General features: G+C 69.0%; 13 protein-coding genes. 6 read left to right on the forward strand and 7 right to left on the reverse strand.

Going from position 1 to position 17,863, the window contains the following annotated elements; genetic code table 11:
• Positions 1–2 precede the first annotated feature (2 nt).
• Both LTV02_RS26360 and LTV02_RS26365 read right to left on the reverse strand, forming a co-directional pair.
• Positions 3–638, reverse strand: coding sequence for a response regulator (locus LTV02_RS26360; protein WP_157762194.1), 636 nt, complete (start codon positions 636–638; stop codon positions 3–5).
• 55 nt (positions 639–693) lie between these two features.
• Positions 694–2,016 (reverse strand): PspC domain-containing protein, encoded by a 1,323-nt coding sequence (locus tag LTV02_RS26365; protein ID WP_084534925.1) that lies wholly within the window; start codon positions 2,014–2,016, stop codon positions 694–696.
• Between the two features lie 285 nt (positions 2,017–2,301).
• Here LTV02_RS26365 and LTV02_RS26370 point away from each other — a divergent pair, with 285 nt between their 5' ends.
• From LTV02_RS26370 to LTV02_RS26385, 4 genes are all read left to right on the forward strand, one after another.
• Entirely contained in the window at positions 2,302–2,952 is a 651-nt protein-coding gene (locus LTV02_RS26370) for an MspA family porin (protein WP_233034537.1), read from the forward strand.
• A gap of 127 nt (positions 2,953–3,079) precedes the next feature.
• A complete protein-coding gene (locus LTV02_RS26375) occupies positions 3,080–7,024 on the forward strand; it encodes an nSTAND1 domain-containing NTPase (protein WP_233034538.1) in 3,945 nt (1,314 codons plus the stop codon).
• A 79-nt stretch (positions 7,025–7,103) separates the two neighbouring features.
• Positions 7,104–8,678, forward strand: coding sequence for a PspC domain-containing protein (locus LTV02_RS26380; protein ID WP_233034539.1), 1,575 nt, complete (start codon positions 7,104–7,106; stop codon positions 8,676–8,678).
• A complete protein-coding gene (locus tag LTV02_RS26385) occupies positions 8,671–8,874 on the forward strand; it encodes a hypothetical protein (protein ID WP_233034540.1) in 204 nt (67 codons plus the stop codon). Before LTV02_RS26380 ends, LTV02_RS26385 begins: the two co-directional genes overlap by 8 nt.
• A 113-nt stretch (positions 8,875–8,987) precedes the next feature.
• On the opposite strand, the gene guaA is transcribed toward LTV02_RS26385, so the two are convergent.
• The gene (gene guaA / locus LTV02_RS26390) at positions 8,988–10,547 is read right to left on the reverse strand and encodes a glutamine-hydrolyzing GMP synthase (protein WP_067711647.1); all 1,560 of its coding nucleotides are present in this window, start codon (positions 10,545–10,547) and stop codon (positions 8,988–8,990) included.
• Between the two features lie 518 nt (positions 10,548–11,065).
• Here guaA and LTV02_RS26395 point away from each other — a divergent pair.
• The gene (locus LTV02_RS26395) at positions 11,066–12,019 is read left to right on the forward strand and encodes an alpha/beta fold hydrolase (protein ID WP_233034541.1); all 954 of its coding nucleotides are present in this window, start codon (positions 11,066–11,068) and stop codon (positions 12,017–12,019) included.
• A gap of 216 nt (positions 12,020–12,235) precedes the next feature.
• On the opposite strand, the gene LTV02_RS26400 is transcribed toward LTV02_RS26395, so the two are convergent.
• The gene (locus LTV02_RS26400) at positions 12,236–13,369 is read right to left on the reverse strand and encodes a GuaB3 family IMP dehydrogenase-related protein (RefSeq protein WP_233034542.1); all 1,134 of its coding nucleotides are present in this window, start codon (positions 13,367–13,369) and stop codon (positions 12,236–12,238) included.
• 289 nt (positions 13,370–13,658) lie between these two features.
• Positions 13,659–15,200, reverse strand: coding sequence for an IMP dehydrogenase (gene guaB, locus LTV02_RS26405; RefSeq protein ID WP_269821561.1), 1,542 nt, complete (start codon positions 15,198–15,200; stop codon positions 13,659–13,661).
• A gap of 347 nt (positions 15,201–15,547) precedes the next feature.
• Here guaB and LTV02_RS26410 point away from each other — a divergent pair, with 347 nt between their 5' ends.
• A complete protein-coding gene (locus LTV02_RS26410) occupies positions 15,548–15,961 on the forward strand; it encodes a DUF5319 domain-containing protein (protein WP_067711659.1) in 414 nt (137 codons plus the stop codon).
• A 182-nt stretch (positions 15,962–16,143) separates the two neighbouring features.
• Here LTV02_RS26410 and LTV02_RS26415 read toward each other — a convergent pair whose 3' ends face one another.
• Entirely contained in the window at positions 16,144–17,274 is a 1,131-nt protein-coding gene (locus LTV02_RS26415; RefSeq protein WP_233034543.1) for an anti-sigma-D factor RsdA, read from the reverse strand.
• On the reverse strand, positions 17,267–17,848 hold the full coding sequence (locus LTV02_RS26420; protein ID WP_067711665.1) for a sigma-70 family RNA polymerase sigma factor: 582 nt from the start codon (positions 17,846–17,848) through the stop codon (positions 17,267–17,269). The genes LTV02_RS26415 and LTV02_RS26420 overlap by 8 nt, the downstream gene beginning before the upstream one ends.
• Positions 17,849–17,863 lie beyond the last annotated feature (15 nt).

A 17,863-nucleotide genomic window follows, 5' to 3' on the forward strand; every position in this document is an offset into this window, starting at 1 on the left:
TCTCAGTCGATGCGACGGCGGTGCGCCCAGCGGGTGAGCGCATTGCGGTTGGACTGCTGGGTCTTTCGCAGCACGTTGGAGGCGTGCGTCTCGACCGTCTTCACCGAGATGAACAGGGTCTCGGCGATCTCGCGGTAGGTGTAACCGCGGGCCAGCAGGCGCAGTACCTCCAGCTCACGCGGGGTCAGCGAATCCAGTTCGGGGTCCAGCGGCGGTTCCGGCACTTGCGATTTGCCGGTGAAGGAATCCAGCACGAACCCCGCCAGCCGCGGGCTGAACACCGCGTCGCCGCCGGACACCCGGCGAATCCCGTCCGCCAGTTCCGGACCCGAGATGGTCTTGGTGACATAGCCGCGCGCCCCCGCGCGAATCACCGCGATCACATCCTCGGCGGCATCGGACACGCTGAGCGCCAGGCACACCGGACCCGATTCGATGCCCTGCAGCACCGCGACCCCGCCGCCGTCGGGCATGTGCACGTCCAGCAGCACCACATCCGGTGTCATCGCCTTGATCCCGGCGATGGCCTCCGCGACCCCGCCCGCCTCGCCGACCACCTCGATATCGGATTCCCGGCCCAACTCCGCCCGCACTCCCGACCGGAACACGGCATGGTCGTCGACCAGAAAAACCCGGATGCTCAACTACCTCTCCTCACTGACGAACCGGACCCACCCCATAGGTATCACCGTTTCACAGCGGGGCGGCGTCTTCGGGGATGTCGTTCTGCGCGACCAGGCGGTCGTCCTTGCCATCCTTGCGCGGCATGATGATTCGCACCTCGGTGCCGCGGCCCGGGGCGGAGTCTATCTCCACGTGCCCGCCGCGCCGCTCGATCCGGGCGTGAATGGATTTGGCCAGGCCCTGCCGGTCGGCTTCCACCGTCTTCGGGTCGAACCCCTGGCCCCGATCGCGCACGAAAATGCTCACCTGATGCGGTTCCGCCTCGGCGAACAGGTCGATGGCCGGCACCCCGGCGTGCTTGGCCGCGTTCACCAGCGCCTCCCGGGTGGCGCCCAGCAGCGCGGTGAAATGCTCCTTGGGCAAACCGGTTCCGCTGTCGTCGACATCCATGGCCACATCGCCCACGGTCACCGGCGTCACCTTCACCCCGTGCTGATCCTCCACCTCGCCCGCGATGGTGCGCAGCGCCGCCGCCAGACTCGACTCCTGCGCGGGCCCGGCGTCGTCGAACAGCCACCGGCGTAGCTCGCGTTCCTGACTGCGCGCCAGCCGCACCACTTCCTGCGGATCGTCGGCCTGGCGCTGGATCAGGGCCAGCGTCTGCAGTACCGAATCGTGCAGGTGCGAGGCGATCTCCTCGCGTTCCTCGTTCCGGATGCGCGCCGCCCGTTCGGAATTGAGCGCCCGCACCATGCGCAGCCACAGCGGCACGGTGAGCAGCCCCGCCCCGACCAGGGTCACCGCGACCGCCAGCAGCGCCGACCCGAGCGAACTCAGATCGATGCGCGCCAGCACCACCACGCCCAGCCCGACCACGATCAGCGTGGCCCCGCCGACGATCCGCGCCCAGGTCACCACCGACGAATCCGCCGGCAGCCCGAACACCGAACGTGGTCCGTCCGCGTCGAATTCGCGCCACACCAGCGCCACGCCGACCGTCACCACGATGATCGGCCCCACCACCTGCGCGGCCGTCCCGTTGAACACCCACGCCATGGCGACGGCCAAACCCATACCGAGCAGCGCCAGCCCGATGGCCTGCCGCCGCTCCGCCGGACTCGGCTTGGCGCTGTCCATGCCGCCCGGCGTGAAGATCCACAGCAGCCCGTACGCCACCACTCCGGCCCCGGCCAGCGCGGCCAGCAGCACGAACGCGATCCGCACCTTGAAGACGTCGACCCCGAGATGATCGGCGAGCCCGCCCGCGACCCCGCCGACGATCCGCCCACCGCCCCGCCGCACCAGCCTCGGCGGCAGCGGCCCCGCTTCCACCGCACGCTGGGGCTCGAACGCCCCGCGGGCAGGGTCGTATAAGGGCGCGGCCGGGTACATGCCTTCGATATTGGCACGCCGGACCGACACCCGGGCATCCGGAAACACCCGGATTCCCACCCTGAGACCGGGCCGGATCGTCGTGATTCCTGTCCGGTCCGGACAGCCCGGCGGTCCCCGGGCGTTTCCCGTTCGACCGGACCGGAGAAGCCGGAGCAGCGTTTCTACCAGCGGTTTTCCACGCATCCACAATCTCGCGAGCTCGTCCGGCGCTGATCGCGTCCATAGATTTCTGCTCAGCGACCGCTACCGCAGCGGCGCACACCGGTTCGGGGAGGAACCAGCATGATGATCAAGACCGCTATCGCCGCCGCACTCACTTCGACGGGGCTGTTGTTCGGAGCTGCCGGAGGCATCGCCCCCGCCGCGGCGGGCGAACTCGCACCGCACGAGAAGACGGTCGCCGCCCCCAACGGCATGACCGCCGTCGTCGGCCACCGCGACAACTCCGCCTGGTCGGTGACGCCCATCAACTGGATGCCGACCAGTCGCGAGCTGTACCTGAACAACACCGCGTACGGCAGCGTCCAAGGCGGCACCGGAAAGATCAAGACCGGCTTCTTCGTCGGGTGCGCCATCGACCTGGACGTGAAGTTCACGATGAACGCCTCGATCGGCGGCAGCGCCGGCGCCACCCTCGGCGCCAGCCTCGGCAGCTCCGGCCTGATGCCGTCCGCGACCCTCAGCATCGGCCCGACCGTCACCGGCAGCATGGGCGTCTCGCTGACCCTCGACGAGGGCAAGTACATCGAAGTCAAGGGCGGAGAGAAGCCCCTCCCCGCCGCCGGCACCGGCTACATCGTCGACCGCGACATCCACGCCACCATCGACAACTGCGCCGGACCGGTCACCGTGAAGGCGTACACGATCATCGAGGCGACCTCCCCTGAGGCCGACGCCACCGAGTGGGTGATGGGTGATCCGGCGGTGCTGTGATCGGCGCCGGCTCGAAGTACCAGCTACAACTACGCCCTTCGATACGAGAATGCCTGCCGGCCATGCCAGTTACGCCGATGCCGCCTCCGATCCGACATCGGCTCCGCCCGGACATTAGATTCAGTTCATGCTCGCGGGGGATCGAACACACAGTGCCGACGGTGATGAGATCCGGATCCTCTCGCCCCGCGCGCTTTTCGCGCAACGGTTTGCCGAGTTGTATGCGGCGGCGGGGAATCCGACGCTGCGGCGGGTGGCCGCGGCGACCGAAGCGAGAATGCGGGCGGCGCAGGGGAATCGGGCGGGGGCTGCCTCGGCGCAACGGATCAGTGATTGGAAGGCCGGGCGGAATGTGCCGGCGCGGTTCGAATCGCTGTTGCCGGTGGTGCTCACGCTGGTCGAGGCGGCGCGGAAGGGCGGGGCGGCGCTGCCTCGGGAGTTGGCGGATCCGCAGGGGTGGCAGCGGCTTTGGCGGGCCGCTACGACGTGGGATCCGGAGGAGGAAGCCGAATCCGCGTGTCCGTATCTCGGATTGGCGGCGTACGAGCGTGCGGATCGCGCGTTGTTCTTCGGGCGTGACCGAGCCGTCGGTGAGCTGGTCGAACTGGTCGGCGGGGCGAGCGGGATCGTCGTGGTGGTGGGGGCTTCGGGGGCGGGGAAGTCGTCGCTGCTGGCGGCCGGGGTGGGCGTGGCGATGGCCGCGCGACGGGTCATCGGTATCACGCCCGGGGAACAGCCGCGGGCACGGCTCGCGCAAGCCTTGGCGGAGAGCGGCGAGGACGCGGACCGGCTGTTGATCGTCGACCAGTTCGAGGAGCTGTTCTCGGTCTGTGCCGATGATGCGGAGCGGCAGGGGTTTCTCGCCGAGTTGAACGAAATCGCGTGCCGGGCCGACGATCCGGTCGGCGTGCTGGTGGCGCTGCGTGCCGACTTCTACGCACAGTGCTTGAACTATCCGGTCCTGCGGGATGCCTTGGAGCAGCGCAGTTATCCGCTCGGCCCGTTGTCGCCCGATGAACTGGCGCTGGCGATCTCGGGCCCGGCGCGAGCCGTCGGAATGGAGCTGGAAGCCGGGCTCGAGGAGCTGATCGTCAGCGAATTGCGCGGCGCGGGAGACCATCACGATGATCGCGCCTATGATCCGGGCGCGCTGCCGCTGCTGTCACATGTCATGGCCGCGACCTGGCAGCATCGGGAAGGACGGCGGCTCACCATCGCCGGGTATCGCAAAGCCGGCGGCGTGGTCGGCGCGGTGGCCGAGACCGCCGAACGAACCTGGAGCGAGTTGTCGCCCGCACAGCAGGCGGCGGCGCAGGAGATCCTGCTCGGACTGGTTGCGGTGGGACAGGATTCGCGCGACACCCGTCGCCAGGCCGATCGGGCCGAGCTGTTGCGGCGGGCCGCCGATCCCGAAGACGTCACCGCCGCACTGGAAGTCCTCGCCCGCGCCCGCCTGATCACCCTCGACGCGGATCTCGTCACGCTCACCCACGAGATCGTGTTGTCGGCCTGGCCTCGCCTGCGGGGCTGGATCGACGAGGATCGAGTGGGATATCTGATGCGGCAGCGGCTGGAGACCGACGCCGCCGAATGGGCTGCCCAGGACCGCGATCCGTCGCTCTGCTATCGCGGGACCCGCTTGCGCAACGCCGGCGAGGTCCTGGATCGGCGATCCATCGGCCCGCTCGCCGCGGAATTCCTCGCGGCATCCGAAGCGGCCGCAGCGCGGACCGGGCGGCGCTCCGCCCGGGCGAAGGCCGCATCGGCTTTGCTCGGCGTGATCCTGCTGATCACCGGGTTCGCCGCATACTCACAGAATCGAATCGCCGATCAACGCCGGACCGACCAGGACTTCGCGGCCGTCCTGACAGCCGCCGATCAGGTGCAGGACAGCGATCCCTCGCTGGCCGCGCAATTGAACCTGATCGCTTGGCGAATGCGGCCGGACTCGACCGCAGTGCGCTCCAAACTGCTACTGACACAATCGAACCCACTGGTCAGCGTGACCGCCGCGCATTCCCGGCAGATCACGAAACTCATCGCGCAGCGGGGCGGTTCGCTGCTGGCGTCACTGGCCGAGGGCGGTGAACTCAGGGTGTGGGACCGCGGGGACGCACTCCGTCCCCGGGCACTGGGGCAACCGCTGCGCGGCGTCGGTGACATGGCGATCAGCGCGAACGGCCGGCTGCTCGCCACGGTCGAATCGGAAGCGGTGGCGAACCGCGCCATCACCCTGTGGGACCTGTCCACCCCGGCGACTCCCCGCTCCCTCGGCACACTGCCCGGGCTCGGGGAATTCGGTCGCGCCCGAGTCGAATTCGCCCCGGACGGCCGCACTCTGGCCGTGCTCACCTTCTCGAAACTCATGTTCTGGGACGTGAGTACGCCCGCCGCGCCGGTCGTCCGCGCGATCCGGCCGCTGCCCGATCAGGCCGCACTCGGCACCATCGGCGGAATCCGGTTCAGCCCCAACGGGAAACTGCTCGCGCTGAGCGACAACAGCGAACACGGGCGCGGCGTGAACCAGCTCTGGGAGGTCAGCGACCCGGCCGCGCCGACCATCGTGGCTCCGGAACTGGGCGCGCCGTTCGGCGTCGCCGAGGGTGCGCTCGCCTTCAGCCCGGACGGCTCGGTGCTGGCGATCGGCGGCGGCGACGACCGCATCCCGCCCACCGGCAAACAGGAACCCACGGTGCGGCTGTGGGCAATCGGCGATCCGGCGCACCCGCGGCTGCTGTCCGCATTGGAATCGCCGAGCTATGCGATCAGCGCGCTGGACTTCGCGCCGGACGGCGACACCCTGGTGACGACGGGCAACCGTGGCTCCACGCTCTGGAACGTGACCGATCCCAGCGCTCCAGCGCAACTGGACAGCAGGCTCTCCATGCGTCCCGCGACATGCCATTTCGACCGGCTGACCGCTCCGTGCACCGGCGGGCCGTCCGCCGTCGCCTTCGGTGCCGACGGCCACACCGTCACGGCCGGTGGCAACAGCGGTGATCTCCAGGTCTGGTCGCTGGCACCAGCTGTACTGTCCGCGAACTCGGGTTGGAATCCGGCCCCGGTCTTTTCCGGCGACGGCACCCGAATGGTCAGCCACGAGCGTGACGGCGCCTCCACGCTCTGGGACCTCGGAGACCCGCTGCATCCCACCAGAATCGGCAGCTTCCCCGGCCGACCTGCCTTCTCGTGGCTGAACACCGACGGTACGCGAATCATCCGCTCGGAGTTCGAGTCGCAGACCCTGCGCGTACTCGACAGCTCGGATCCTTCCCGCATCCGGTCCCTCGGCGAGTGGCGTCTGCCGGCCACCGAAACCCGCGGATTCATCGCCTTCAGCAATGACTATCGCAGCGCGGTTTCCGCCGACCGCGACACGCTGCAACTGTGGAATCTCGCCGATCCGACCACCCCGCGGCCGCTCGGCGTCCGCTTCGCCGGGGACATCGATCAGCAGCAGCCGGTCTTCGGCCCGGACGGCAAGACCCTCGTCATGCGGGGCACGACACTCGACGCTCAGCATCCGGAGTTCGTGGCCACGCTGTGGGACATCGCCGATGCCGGTCTCCCACGGCAGGTCGCGGAGCTTGTCAGACAACCCGCGGTACAGATCAATTTCGTGGCCATCTCACCCGATGGACGCACCATGGTCGTCACCGCCAACGAAGCCGTACAAGTCTGGGATATCGGTGATCCTGGCCGGCCCGTCCGGCTCGGCGCGGCGATCACCATGCACACCTTGCCGATCCAACCGGTCGGGTTCAGCGCGGATTCGCGCACCTTGGTCACCATCGGCGTCGACGGGACCGTACAACAACTCGACTTGGCCGATCGATCGGATCCCGAGCTGGTCGCCGTACTGCGATCGACCAAAAGCAATTCGTGGACAGCCATGCTGGCGCCCGATGGCCGCCATTTGGTTATGCCCGCGGCGGACGGCGCGCTGCGTTACTGGGACCTCGACGAACAACACGCCATCGACCGCATTTGCGCGACCACGGGGAATATGTGGACCGCGGAACTGTGGAAACACTATCTCCCCCAACTCCCCTACTCCCCACCCTGCCGCTGACCGGCCGAATGCAATTCAGGTGATTCTTCAGGGTCAACCCTGATGCGCCTGAGCTGGGCGAGCCGCCACGATGGGGAGCATGACGAAGACGAGCGACTGGTCCCCGAACACCGGCCGGGCCGGCTTCTCCGAGCAGCTGCACGAATTGTGGCGCACCAGGCCGGTGCGGTTGCCGCAGCAGGGGCCGATCGCGGGGGTGGCGACCGGGTTCGGGCGGCGGTTCGATGTGGATCCCGTGGTGGTGCGGGTGGCCTTCGTGGTTTCGGCGCTGTTCGGCGGGGCGGGGATCGCGCTGTATCTGATGGCGTGGTTGCTGCTGCCGCAGGCGGGGGACGAGACTTCGGCGGCGGAATCGCTGTTCGGGAAGGGACAGAGTTCGCAGAATTCGTCGCGGACCATTGTGCTGATGGTGGCGTTGGGGATCGTCGTCAGCACGATGGGGCCCGTCGGGGTGGGGCTCGGCGGGTCCGGGGCCATCAGTTTCGCGCTCATGCTGGCGGGCTGGTGGCTGTTGTATCAGCGGCAGCCGACGGCGCCGGCGGGGTATCTGGAGGCCCCCGCCGACAGCGCCGTCGGCGGGCCCGTGACCAATCCCTGGTGGACCGGATATCCCGGTACCACACCGTCTTTCGAAACCTATGGGCCGTACACGAAGCTGCCGGATCATTACGAGCCGGAGCCCGTCCAGGGCAATGCGGTCACGTTCGAGACGGAGCGGCCGACCGAGGTCATCGAGCCGGCGCGCACCGAACTCGACAGCACCACCGTGGTTTTGAAGAAGGAAGAGAGCGCGGCCGAGCCCGCCCCCGATCAGGAGCCTGATCCGGAACCCGAGAAACCGGAAACGCACGAAACCGTGCACCTGACGAAGGAAATCACGGTGGAGAGCACCGAAACCGCTGTCCTGCACAAGATTCCCAGCACGCTGGACCGGCCGTACAGCCCGTACGGCCCGGCCCCCATCTCCCCCGATTTCGGCCCCACCCCACCCGGCTGGGACCCGCTCGGCGTCGCACCGATGGCCTGGGATCTCCCGGAACCCGCCGCGCCCGTACAGAATCCGGTACAGACGGCCGCCCCGCGCAAGCCGCGGTCCCGGCTGACGCCGATCACCATCGGGCTGGCGCTGCTGGCCGCGGCCGCCGCGGGGTCGGTCGCTGCCGCCGGGGTGGACTGGATGACGCCGGGCCGGATCGGGGCGGCGGCGCTGGCGGTGGTGGCGCTCGGGCTGATCGTCGGCGCGTTCCTGCGGCGCGGTTACGGGCTCATGGTGATCCTGGCCCCGCTGGCCGGGTTCGTGATCCTGTCCTCGCTGGTCGGGCCGATCCAGTTCGATCAGGGTTCGATGGGCGACCGTACCTGGTCCGCCGTCACCGCCGCCGACCTGCAGCCGGAGTATCACCTCGGAATGGGTTCGGCCACCCTCGATCTCAGGCAACTGGCGCTGACCGAGGACCGCACGGTCAAGGTGTCGCTGGGTATGGGCGAGGTGCGGGTACTGCTGCCGGAGAACCTGCGGGTGCGCACCACCTGTGAGATCGGCATGGGCGACAACGCCAATTGCAAGGAGGGCATGTCGGGGCCCGCGACGGGTCCGGTCCTCAATCTCGATATCGACGTCCGGATGGGCAATGTGGAGGTGAATCGTGGCTGACAACAAGACTTCTCGGCGTCCGCCGTTCTCGCTGCTCCTGGCGGGACTGCTCGGACTGGGCGTGAGCGTCTGGGCTTTCATCGGCCCGCACTTCTGGCCGGTGTCCGGCGGACTGTCGCTGGGCTGGATCGTGGTGATCGCGGCCATCGTGGTAGGGATCGTGCTGGTGCTCTCGCCCCGCAAACCCCGCGAGTAGAGACTTCGCCGTCACCGACCTCCCCCCAACGGGACGGCGAAACGCCTTCCACCGGAAGGCAAGAAGGCCCCGCACACCGGGTGTGCGGGGCCTTCGCTATGTCCTCGGGAGGTTCACTCCCATTCGATGGTGCCCGGCGGCTTGCTCGTCACGTCGAGCACCACGCGGTTGACATCGGCCACCTCGTTGGTGATGCGGGTGGAGATGCGCTCCAGCACCTCGTAGGGCAGGCGGGTCCAGTCCGCGGTCATGGCGTCCTCGGACGAGACCGGGCGCAGCACGATCGGATGACCGTAGGTGCGGCCGTCGCCCTGCACGCCGACGCTGCGGACGTCGGCCAGCAGCACCACCGGGCACTGCCAGATCTGCTTGTCCAGCCCGGCGGCGGTGAGCTCCTCGCGGGCGATGGCATCGGCCTGGCGCAGCAGCTCCAGGCGTTCGAAGGTCACCTCGCCGACAATGCGGATGGCCAGACCCGGACCCGGGAACGGCTGGCGCGCAACGATTTCCTCGGGCAGGCCGAGCTCGCGGCCGACGGCCCGCACCTCGTCCTTGAACAGCAGACGCAACGGCTCGACCAGCGCGAACTCCAGGTCGTCCGGCAGCCCGCCGACATTGTGATGGCTCTTGATGTTCGCGGTGCCGGCGCCGCCGCCGGACTCCACCACGTCCGGGTACAGCGTGCCCTGCACCAGGAATTCGACCTTGGTCTCGCCCTGTTCGCCGACCACCTCGGCCACCGCGTCCTCGAAGGAGCGGATGAACTCGCGGCCGATGATCTTGCGCTTCTCCTCGGGATCGGAGACGCCCTTGAGCTCGCCCAGGAACTTGTCCACCGCGTCGACGGTGACCAGCTTGGCCCCGGTCGCGGCGACGAAATCGCGCTGCACCTGCTCGCGTTCACCGGCGCGCAGCAGCCCATGATCGACGAACACACAGGTCAGGCGATCGCCGATGGCCCGCTGCACCAGCGCCGCGGCGACAGCGGAATCGACGCCGCCGGACAGCCCGCAGATGGCGTGGCCGTCGCCGACCTGCTCGCGCACCTGCTGGATCAGCGCCTCGGCGATATTGGACGCGGTCCACGCGCCCGGAATGCCGGCGATCTCGTGCAGGAAGCGGCTCAGCACCTGCTGGCCGTGCGGCGAATGCAGCACCTCCGGGTGGTACTGCACACCCGCGAGCTTGCGCGCCCGATCCTCGAACGCCGCGACCGGCGCGCCCGCGGAGGTCGCGGTGACCTCGAAACCGGCGGGGGCGTCGGTGACCGCGTCACCGTGGCTCATCCACACCGGCTGCCGGGTGGGCAGGCCACCGTGCAGGATGCCGCCGTCCACGCTCAGCTCGGTGCGGCCGTACTCGCGAGTCCCGGTGTGCGCCACCGTGCCTCCGAGCGCCTGCGCCATGGCCTGGAAGCCGTAGCAGATACCGAACACCGGCAGCTCGAGATCGAACAGCCGGGCGTCCAGCTGCGGCGCGCCCTCGGCGTACACGCTGCTCGGGCCACCGGAGAGAATCACCGCGGCGGGATTCCTCTCCGCGATCTCCTCCACGGTGATGGTGTGCGGCACCACCTCCGAGTAGACGCTGGCCTCGCGCACCCGGCGCGCGATCAGTTGGGCGTATTGCGCGCCGAAGTCGACGACAAGGACTGGTCGCTGGGTTTCTGCCACCGAATCAGTCTAAAGAGCGACATAGAACACACGAGCCCCGGTACTGGATCCAGCGTTCCACTGGCGACAACTGATTTCGCTCCGATCGGGGTAACTCGCCGGGGACGCCCGAAATAGGTTCGCTCCGAACCGCCGGCACGCGTGCCCGACTGATAACGGCTCCGTGCCGCGCGCAGAAGTCGCGGAGAGGCGGGACAGTTTGGACCTCCACCGGGCCTGGCGCACACCGGCCTCGGAAGCGGTGGCGGTCGGCCCGAACGGTGGAGGCGAAGGGACGGTATCGGGCCGCGTCCGCACGGCAATAGGGCATTCCGACCCTAGGCGGCAAAACCCTCGGCCCGCGCCCGGGGTGGCCCGCAGCGGGGCGCACGATAGCGGGCGTGCCCGCCGGGCGATAGGGGATGCCGCCCCGCGCCGGGGGGAACTCCGGCCCCGGTACGGCGGGTCCACTGACACCGGGTGTGTCGTCAGGAGGAAAGCGGAGGTTTTCGTCAGAGGGTCTGGCTATTCTCTAACTCGTGCCATTCGCCCGTGCGATCGACGCCGAGATCCACTACGAGGACAGCGGGGGCGAGGGACCGGTAGTACTGCTGGGGCACGAATTCCTCATGGACCGAACGATGTTCGCGTCGCAGCAGGCGGCACTCACCCCCGAGTTCCGGCTCGTGACCCCCGATGCGCGCGGGCACGGCCGTACCCGGGACGAGGGGCTGCCGTTCACCTACTGGACCTGCGCCCGCGACGAGCTCACCGTGCTGGATCAGCTCGGTGTGGAAAGAGCCGTGCTGGGCGGTACCGCCCAGGGCGGCGCCATCGCGTTGCGCGCCGCCCTGCTCGCGCCGGATCGTGTTGCGGCACTGATACTTATCAGCACCGAGGCGCACGAGCCCACGCCCGTCGAACAGCTCAATGCCCGGCGTTTCCTGGACAAGTGGCACGAGGACTCCTCCCGGCCCGCGCTGGCCGCCTTCCTGGCCCACCGGCTGCTCGGCGCGGACGAGCGGCATCACGCGCAATGGGTGGCGCGCTGGCTCGACCGCGACCCGCATGCCACCGAGATCGCCGCGGGCGCCCTGCTCGGCCGCGACGCCATCCTGGACCGACTAGCCGAAATCACCTGCCCCGCACTGGTAATCCACCCCACGCTGGGCGGCGTCCCGCGAGCCCACGCCCGCGAACTCGCCGACCGGCTGCCGGGTGCCCGCTACCTGGAGATCGAGGGCGCACGCCAGACCGTCAACCTCACCCACCCCGCGCTGATCGACACCGCCCTCCGCGAATTCCTGCGCGAACCGGCGGTCACCCGCGCCCTGGCCTCCCCCTCCACCCGGCTCTGGTCCGGCGAAATCCCCATCCGCACCACCGATCCCGTCCCGCCGACCGTCGAAATCCCACGCAGCTCGGCACAATCGCCCGAGAACATCGAAATCCCGCGCTCCCCAGCCCGATCCCCACACGACAGCGGCCGCTGACGCCTGAACCGCGCGTCCGGTCCACACCGCGCCGGGCTGAACACGTCGTCCTCGCGACGACTACGGACTGCGGGACGTCAGGGCCCCGCACGCGGCTCGGGTTCGCGGGCTGTCGACTGCGCACCCGTGGCGGTCGGCCACGGCCCGGCAGCCGCCCCGGAAACGGCTCGACCCCGCCGCGGCACGCGGCGGGGTCGAGAAACAGTGCGGGCAGCCTCAGCCGCGCACGTTCAGGCCGACCTTCTGGAATTCCTTGAGATCGCTGTAGCCGGTCTTGGCCATCGAACGACGCAGGCCGCCAACCAGGTTCAGCGAACCGAACGGATCGTTGGAGGGCCCGTTGAGGACCTGCTCCAGCGGCACCCGCTCCTCCGAGATGGCGTAGGGCAGCAGCGAACCGCGCGGCACCGACGGATGCGCCGCGGCCGACGGCCAGTACCAGCCGCTGCCCGGCGCTTCCTGCGCCAGCGTCAGCGGCACGCCGAGCATGACCGCGTCCGCGCCGCACGCGATGGCCTTGGCGATATCGCCCGAGGTGAGGATCTGACCGTCGGCGATGACGTGCACGTAGCGCCCGCCGGTCTCGTCCAGGTAGTCCCGGCGCGCCGCGGCGGCATCGGCGATGGCGGTGGCCATCGGGACGCCGATGCCGAGCACCTCACCGGTGGTGGTGGCGCCCTGCATCGAGCCGTAGCCGACGATGACGCCGGCCGCGCCGGTGCGCATCAGGTGCAGCGCGGTGCGGTGATCGGACACGCCGCCCGCGACCACCGGCACATCCAGCTCGGCGATGAAGGTCTTGAGGTTCAACGGTTCTCCGTCGCCCACGTGCTCGGCGGAGATAATGGTGCCGTGCACGACCAGCAGGTCGATACCGGCCTGCACCAGGGCGGGCGTCAGGGCGCGCGCATTCTGCGGGCTCACCCGGACCGCGGTGGTGACGCCGGCGGCGCGCACCTCGGCGACCGCGGCGGCCAGCAGTTCGGGCTGCATCGGCGCGGCGTGCAGTTCCTGCAGCAGCGCGATGGCGGGCTCGGTGCCTTCCTTCTCCGCGGTCTCGACCAGCTGGATCAGCTTGGCCTCGACATCGGCGTGCCGGGCCCACAGCCCCTCACCGTTGATGACGCCGAGCGCGCCCGCCTTGCCCAGTTCGATGGCGAAGCGCGGCGAGACCAGCGCATCGGTCGGATGGGTCAGGAACGGGATCTCGAACCGGTAGGCGTCGAGCTGCCAGGCCACCGACACCTCTTTGGACGAACGCGTCCGCCGCGACGGAACGAGCTCGATATCGTCCAGTTCGTAGGTGCGCCGGGCAGTCCGGCCCATGCCGATCTCGACGAGGTCGCGCATTGTTCGTTCAGTCCTCTCGGTGTTTGATTGCCCGCGGCCGCGCCGCGAGTGAGCCGCAGTGCGGTGGAGGCGGTCGCGGCCCCGGTCAGAGGCTACTCTCTCCACTCCGCCGAACAGCGGAGCGCTCCGCTCCTCCGCAGCACGGAGTCCGGAGCCGTTCGCTCTCCGCGTCGAGGCGGAGGTCCATCGAGCCGCGGTCCGGATCGAGCGTCTCCATGGATCCGAACCGCCGCCCGCGAACCTCCGGGCCTCGGCTTGCCGGGAACCGTCCCGGCAAGCCGCCCATCCGCTAGCGGGTGGTGTAGTTGGGCGCCTCGACGGTCATGGTGATGTCGTGCGGGTGCGATTCCTTCAGGCCGGCCGCCGTGATCTGCACGAACTGCGCGGCCTGCAGGTCGGTGATGCCCTGCGCGCCGGTGTAGCCCATGGCCGCGCGCAGACCGCCCACCAGCTGGTGGATGACCTGGTCCAGCGGACCGCGGAACGGCACCCGGCCTTCGATGCCCTCGGGCACCAGCTTCTTCTCCGACAGCACGTCGTCCTGGAAGTAGCGGTCCTTCGAGTACGACTTGGCCTCGCCGCGGCCCTGCATGGCGCCCAGCGAACCCATACCGCGGTAGCTATTGAACTGCTTGCCGCCCACCAGGATCAGCTCGCCCGGCGATTCGGCGGTGCCGGCCAGCAGCGAGCCCAGCATGACGGTGGACGCGCCGGCCGCGATGGCCTTGGCGATATCACCGGAGTACTGCACGCCGCCGTCGGCGATGACCGGAACCCCGTGCGGCTTGCACGCGGCCGTGGCCTCGAGGATGGCGGTGATCTGCGGCGCGCCGACACCGGCGACCACGCGGGTGGTACAGATGGAGCCGGGGCCCACACCCACCTTCACCGCGTCCACGCCGGCTTCGACCAGCGCCAGGGCGCCGGCGCGGGTGGCGACATTGCCGCCCACGATCTGCACGCGCTCGCCGACCTCGGCCTTGATCTTGGTGACCATCTGCAGCACGCCGGACTGATGCCCGTGCGCGGTATCGACGATCAGCACGTCCACCCCGACATCGGCGAGGGTCATGGCGCGCGCCCAGGCGTCCTCACCGACACCGACGGCGGCGCCGATCAGCAGTCGCCCGTCGCGGTCCTTGGTGGCGTTCGGGTACTGCTCGGTCTTGACGAAGTCCTTGACCGTGATCAGGCCGCGCAGCTTGCCGCTGCCGTCCACGATCGGCAGCTTCTCCACCTTGTGGCGGCGCAGCAGGCCGAGCGCGGCCTCCGCGGTGACGCCCTCCTGGGCGGTGATCAGCGGCGCCTTGGTCATCACCTCGGCGACCTTGCGGTTCTCGTCGACCTCGAAACGCATATCGCGATTGGTGATGATGCCGACCAGATTGCCCTGCGCGTCCACCACCGGCAGACCGGAGATGCGGTACCGCGCGCACATGGCGTCGACCTCGGCGAGGGTGTTCTCGGGGCTGCAGGTGACCGGATCGGTCACCATGCCCGCCTCGGAACGCTTCACGGTCTCGGCCTGCGAGGACTGCGCCTCCACCGACAGATTGCGGTGCAGCACACCCATTCCGCCCGCGCGGGCCATGGCGATGGCCATGCGCGCCTCGGTCACGGTGTCCATGGCGGAGCTCACCAGCGGCGTGCGCAGGGTGATGTCGCGGGTCAGCTTGCTCGAGGTGTCCACCGAACTCGGAATGAGATCGGACGCCGCCGGCAGCAGCAGCACATCGTCGAAGGTGAGACCCAGCATCGCGATCTTGTTCGGATCGTCGCCGCCCGTATGAGGGCGGCCGTTGTTTCGTTCGCCCGTCACGGGACTGCTCATCGGATCGACCCCTCCTGGACCTAAGTCCTCGTTCTCCGGCCCGGTACCCCGGCGAACGAGTGGATGAATGACAATGCCGGAAATTCCTACCCGGCTCTTGGTCAACCATGGTATCGGTCGCATGATTCCGGATCGCACCCACGCCCGGGAGTCCGCGCCGGTAGCTTCCGCCGGTGTGCGCGCGGCCACCGCGCGCTGTAGCGTGCCTCCTCGGACACTGCGTAGTCCTACTCATACGGCGCTGTGTGCTTTCACACTGGGACACTGTGCGCTTCGCCACCAGCGAAGTGGGGGCAAATGGGCGTCAGCGCTGGCGCGGAGGGGTGTTGTCTGCGTACCGTGGACCTGTGCGTGACCATCTACCACCTGGCTTGCCGCCGGATCCATTCGCCGGAGACCCCTCCGACCCGTCGGCCGCGCTCGATGCCATCGAGCCGGGGGAACCGCTGGATCCTCACGAGCGTCTAGCGGTCGAAGAGGATCTCGCCGACCTCGCGGTCTACGAGGCGCTGCTGGCCCATCGCGGAATTCGCGGGCTGGTCGTCAGCTGCGAGGACTGTCGGCAGGATCACTACCACGACTGGGACATGTTGCGCGCCAACCTCCTCCAGCTACTGGTGGACGGCACGGTGCGCCCGCACGAACCCGCCTACGATCCGACTCCCGAGGCGTACGTCACCTGGGACTACTGCCGTGGATATGCCGATGCCTCGATGAACGAGGCGTTGCACGGCGACGGGTTCGACGGGTTCGATCTCTGATCGCGACCGTTACCCGCTGAAAACGATTACGGGCCTGCGTCCCTCACGGAACGCAGGCCCGGTTTTTCGTGTCCGGAGCAGACGAATGCGGCACACCGCCGCGAAGGCCGTAGTGCCGCAAATGAACCGATCGCCGGATCGGCGATCGGTTCACGCGTCGTTATCGCAGCCGCGCCCGGTACTCATCGAGTCGCGCCCGGAGCCGGGAAGTTCGGCATCGTGATGCCCGCGGTCGGCAGCGTGTTCGGCTGCGTCGCCGGCAGCGTCGGAATGCCGGCCGTCGGCTGCTCCACCGGCGGCTGGGTGGCGGGCTGGCCGCCACCTGTTCCGGTACCCGGATTCGCGGTCGGGACCGCGGCCGTCGTGGTGACGACCGGCCCGCCCGTCGGCACGGAAGGCTCCGACGGTTCGGTCGCCGGCTGCGACGGCTGGGTATTGGGCTGGGTCGGGACGGTGGTGTGGCCGCCGGTGCTCGGACCGCCGGTGCCCGGTTCCGGAGTGACACCCATGATCGTCGGATCGGGGGTCGCGTTGCCGCCCGTGGTGGGCGCCGTGGGCGCCACCGTGACGTTCGGCTGCGTGGTCACCGCGGGCTTGCCGGTGCTCGGTGTCGACGGCGTCGTGGTCGCGGACAGCGTCGCCTGCACCTCCGGCGGCAGCTTGACCAGCAGGGACTGCCAGCGCTCGAGCAGATCGTCCTTCTTGCCGCTGTCGTTGACCTGGCTGGCATTGGCCTGCGCCCGCTCCATGACGGCGGCGGCTTCCTGCGGCTTGCCCGCTTCGATCAGCTTCTGCGCCTCGATCAGGTCGCCGTCGGCCCGCGCCACCACGGTGGTCTGGGCCTGCTCGCTGAACACGACCTCCTTGATCCGCCACAGCGGATCGCCGGGTGCCGCATTGTAGGAGAACGCCGTCAGACCGCCTATGACCAGGGCGATGGCCGCCGCCGCACCCAGAATGGGCCGCACCAGTCGTAGTCGCCCACCGGCGTGAGCATTGATACGCGCGGTGCGCGCGCCGATCTCTTGATTGACCGCGGCGACGATGGTGTCCAGGTCGGGTCCGGCCGGCATCGGCTCGGCCACGATCTCCGCTCGCCAGTTGGCCAGCAATGCGGCCAGCTGATATTCCTCCGCGGTGCCCGTCTGCACGGGACCGTCGCCGGAGATGGCGTCGATCAGCGCATCGTCGCGGCGCACCGCGGCGATGTCCACCGGCCCGGTGTCACCGGACGCCTCGGCGTAGGGACCGCTGTTCTGCGATCCAGGTCGCGCCTTCCAGTCGCCCCGACCGCGCTCGCCATCCCTAGCCATACATTTCACCTGCCCTCGCCACTTGAGACTTGAGTTTCGCGAGTGCCCGGTGCTGGGCGACTCGTATAGCACCTGCCGTACTGCCCACGGCAACTGCGGTTTCTTCTGCCGACAGACCCATGACCAGGCGAAGGATCAGGATTTCTCGATGCTTTTCCGGAAGCGTCGCCAGCAGAGCGTTCATCTGCCGGCTGGTTTCGGATTCGAGAGCTCGCTGCTCCGGTCCCTGGTCGGTGGATATGACATCCGGTACTTCGGCCATGGCGTCCGCCTTGTTACGGGCGGAATTTCGATGAGCGTCGGCGACTTTGTGCGAGGCGATGCCGTACACGAAAGCCATGAACGGCCGGCCCTGGTCCTGATAACGCGGGAGGGCGGTCATCACGGCCAGACATACCTCCTGCGCCACGTCGTCCGCGGAGAGCGATCCACGTTCGGCGGAACCGATGCGCGCACGGCAATACCGCACCACCAAGGGGCGGATGCTCTCCAGTACCTGGGCGAGCGCAGACCGGTCGCCCTGCGCGGCGGCAGCGACGACTGCGGGATCCAACTCCTCACCCGTGTTGTTCATCGTCAGAGCTGTTCC

This window comes from Nocardia yamanashiensis, from assembly GCF_021183565.1.
GTDB classification, from domain to species: Bacteria; Actinomycetota; Actinomycetes; order Mycobacteriales; family Mycobacteriaceae; genus Nocardia; species Nocardia yamanashiensis.

What these genes read in the sequence shown, in the direction of transcription:
- LTV02_RS26370 (WP_233034537.1), top strand. Translation starts at nt 2,302, where the DNA reads ATGATGATCAAGACCGCTATCGCCGCCGCACTCACTTCGACGGGGCTG.
- LTV02_RS26375 (WP_233034538.1), top strand. Translation starts at nt 3,080, where the DNA reads ATGCTCGCGGGGGATCGAACACACAGTGCCGACGGTGATGAGATCCGG.
- LTV02_RS26365 (WP_084534925.1), bottom strand. Translation starts at nt 2,016, where the DNA reads ATGTACCCGGCCGCGCCCTTATACGACCCTGCCCGCGGGGCGTTCGAG.
- LTV02_RS26400 (WP_233034542.1), bottom strand. Translation starts at nt 13,369, where the DNA reads ATGCGCGACCTCGTCGAGATCGGCATGGGCCGGACTGCCCGGCGCACC.
- guaB (WP_269821561.1), bottom strand. Translation starts at nt 15,200, where the DNA reads ATGAGCAGTCCCGTGACGGGCGAACGAAACAACGGCCGCCCTCATACG.
- LTV02_RS26420 (WP_067711665.1), bottom strand. Translation starts at nt 17,848, where the DNA reads ATGAACAACACGGGTGAGGAGTTGGATCCCGCAGTCGTCGCTGCCGCC.
- LTV02_RS26380 (WP_233034539.1), top strand. Translation starts at nt 7,104, where the DNA reads ATGACGAAGACGAGCGACTGGTCCCCGAACACCGGCCGGGCCGGCTTC.
- LTV02_RS26415 (WP_233034543.1), bottom strand. Translation starts at nt 17,274, where the DNA reads ATGGCTAGGGATGGCGAGCGCGGTCGGGGCGACTGGAAGGCGCGACCT.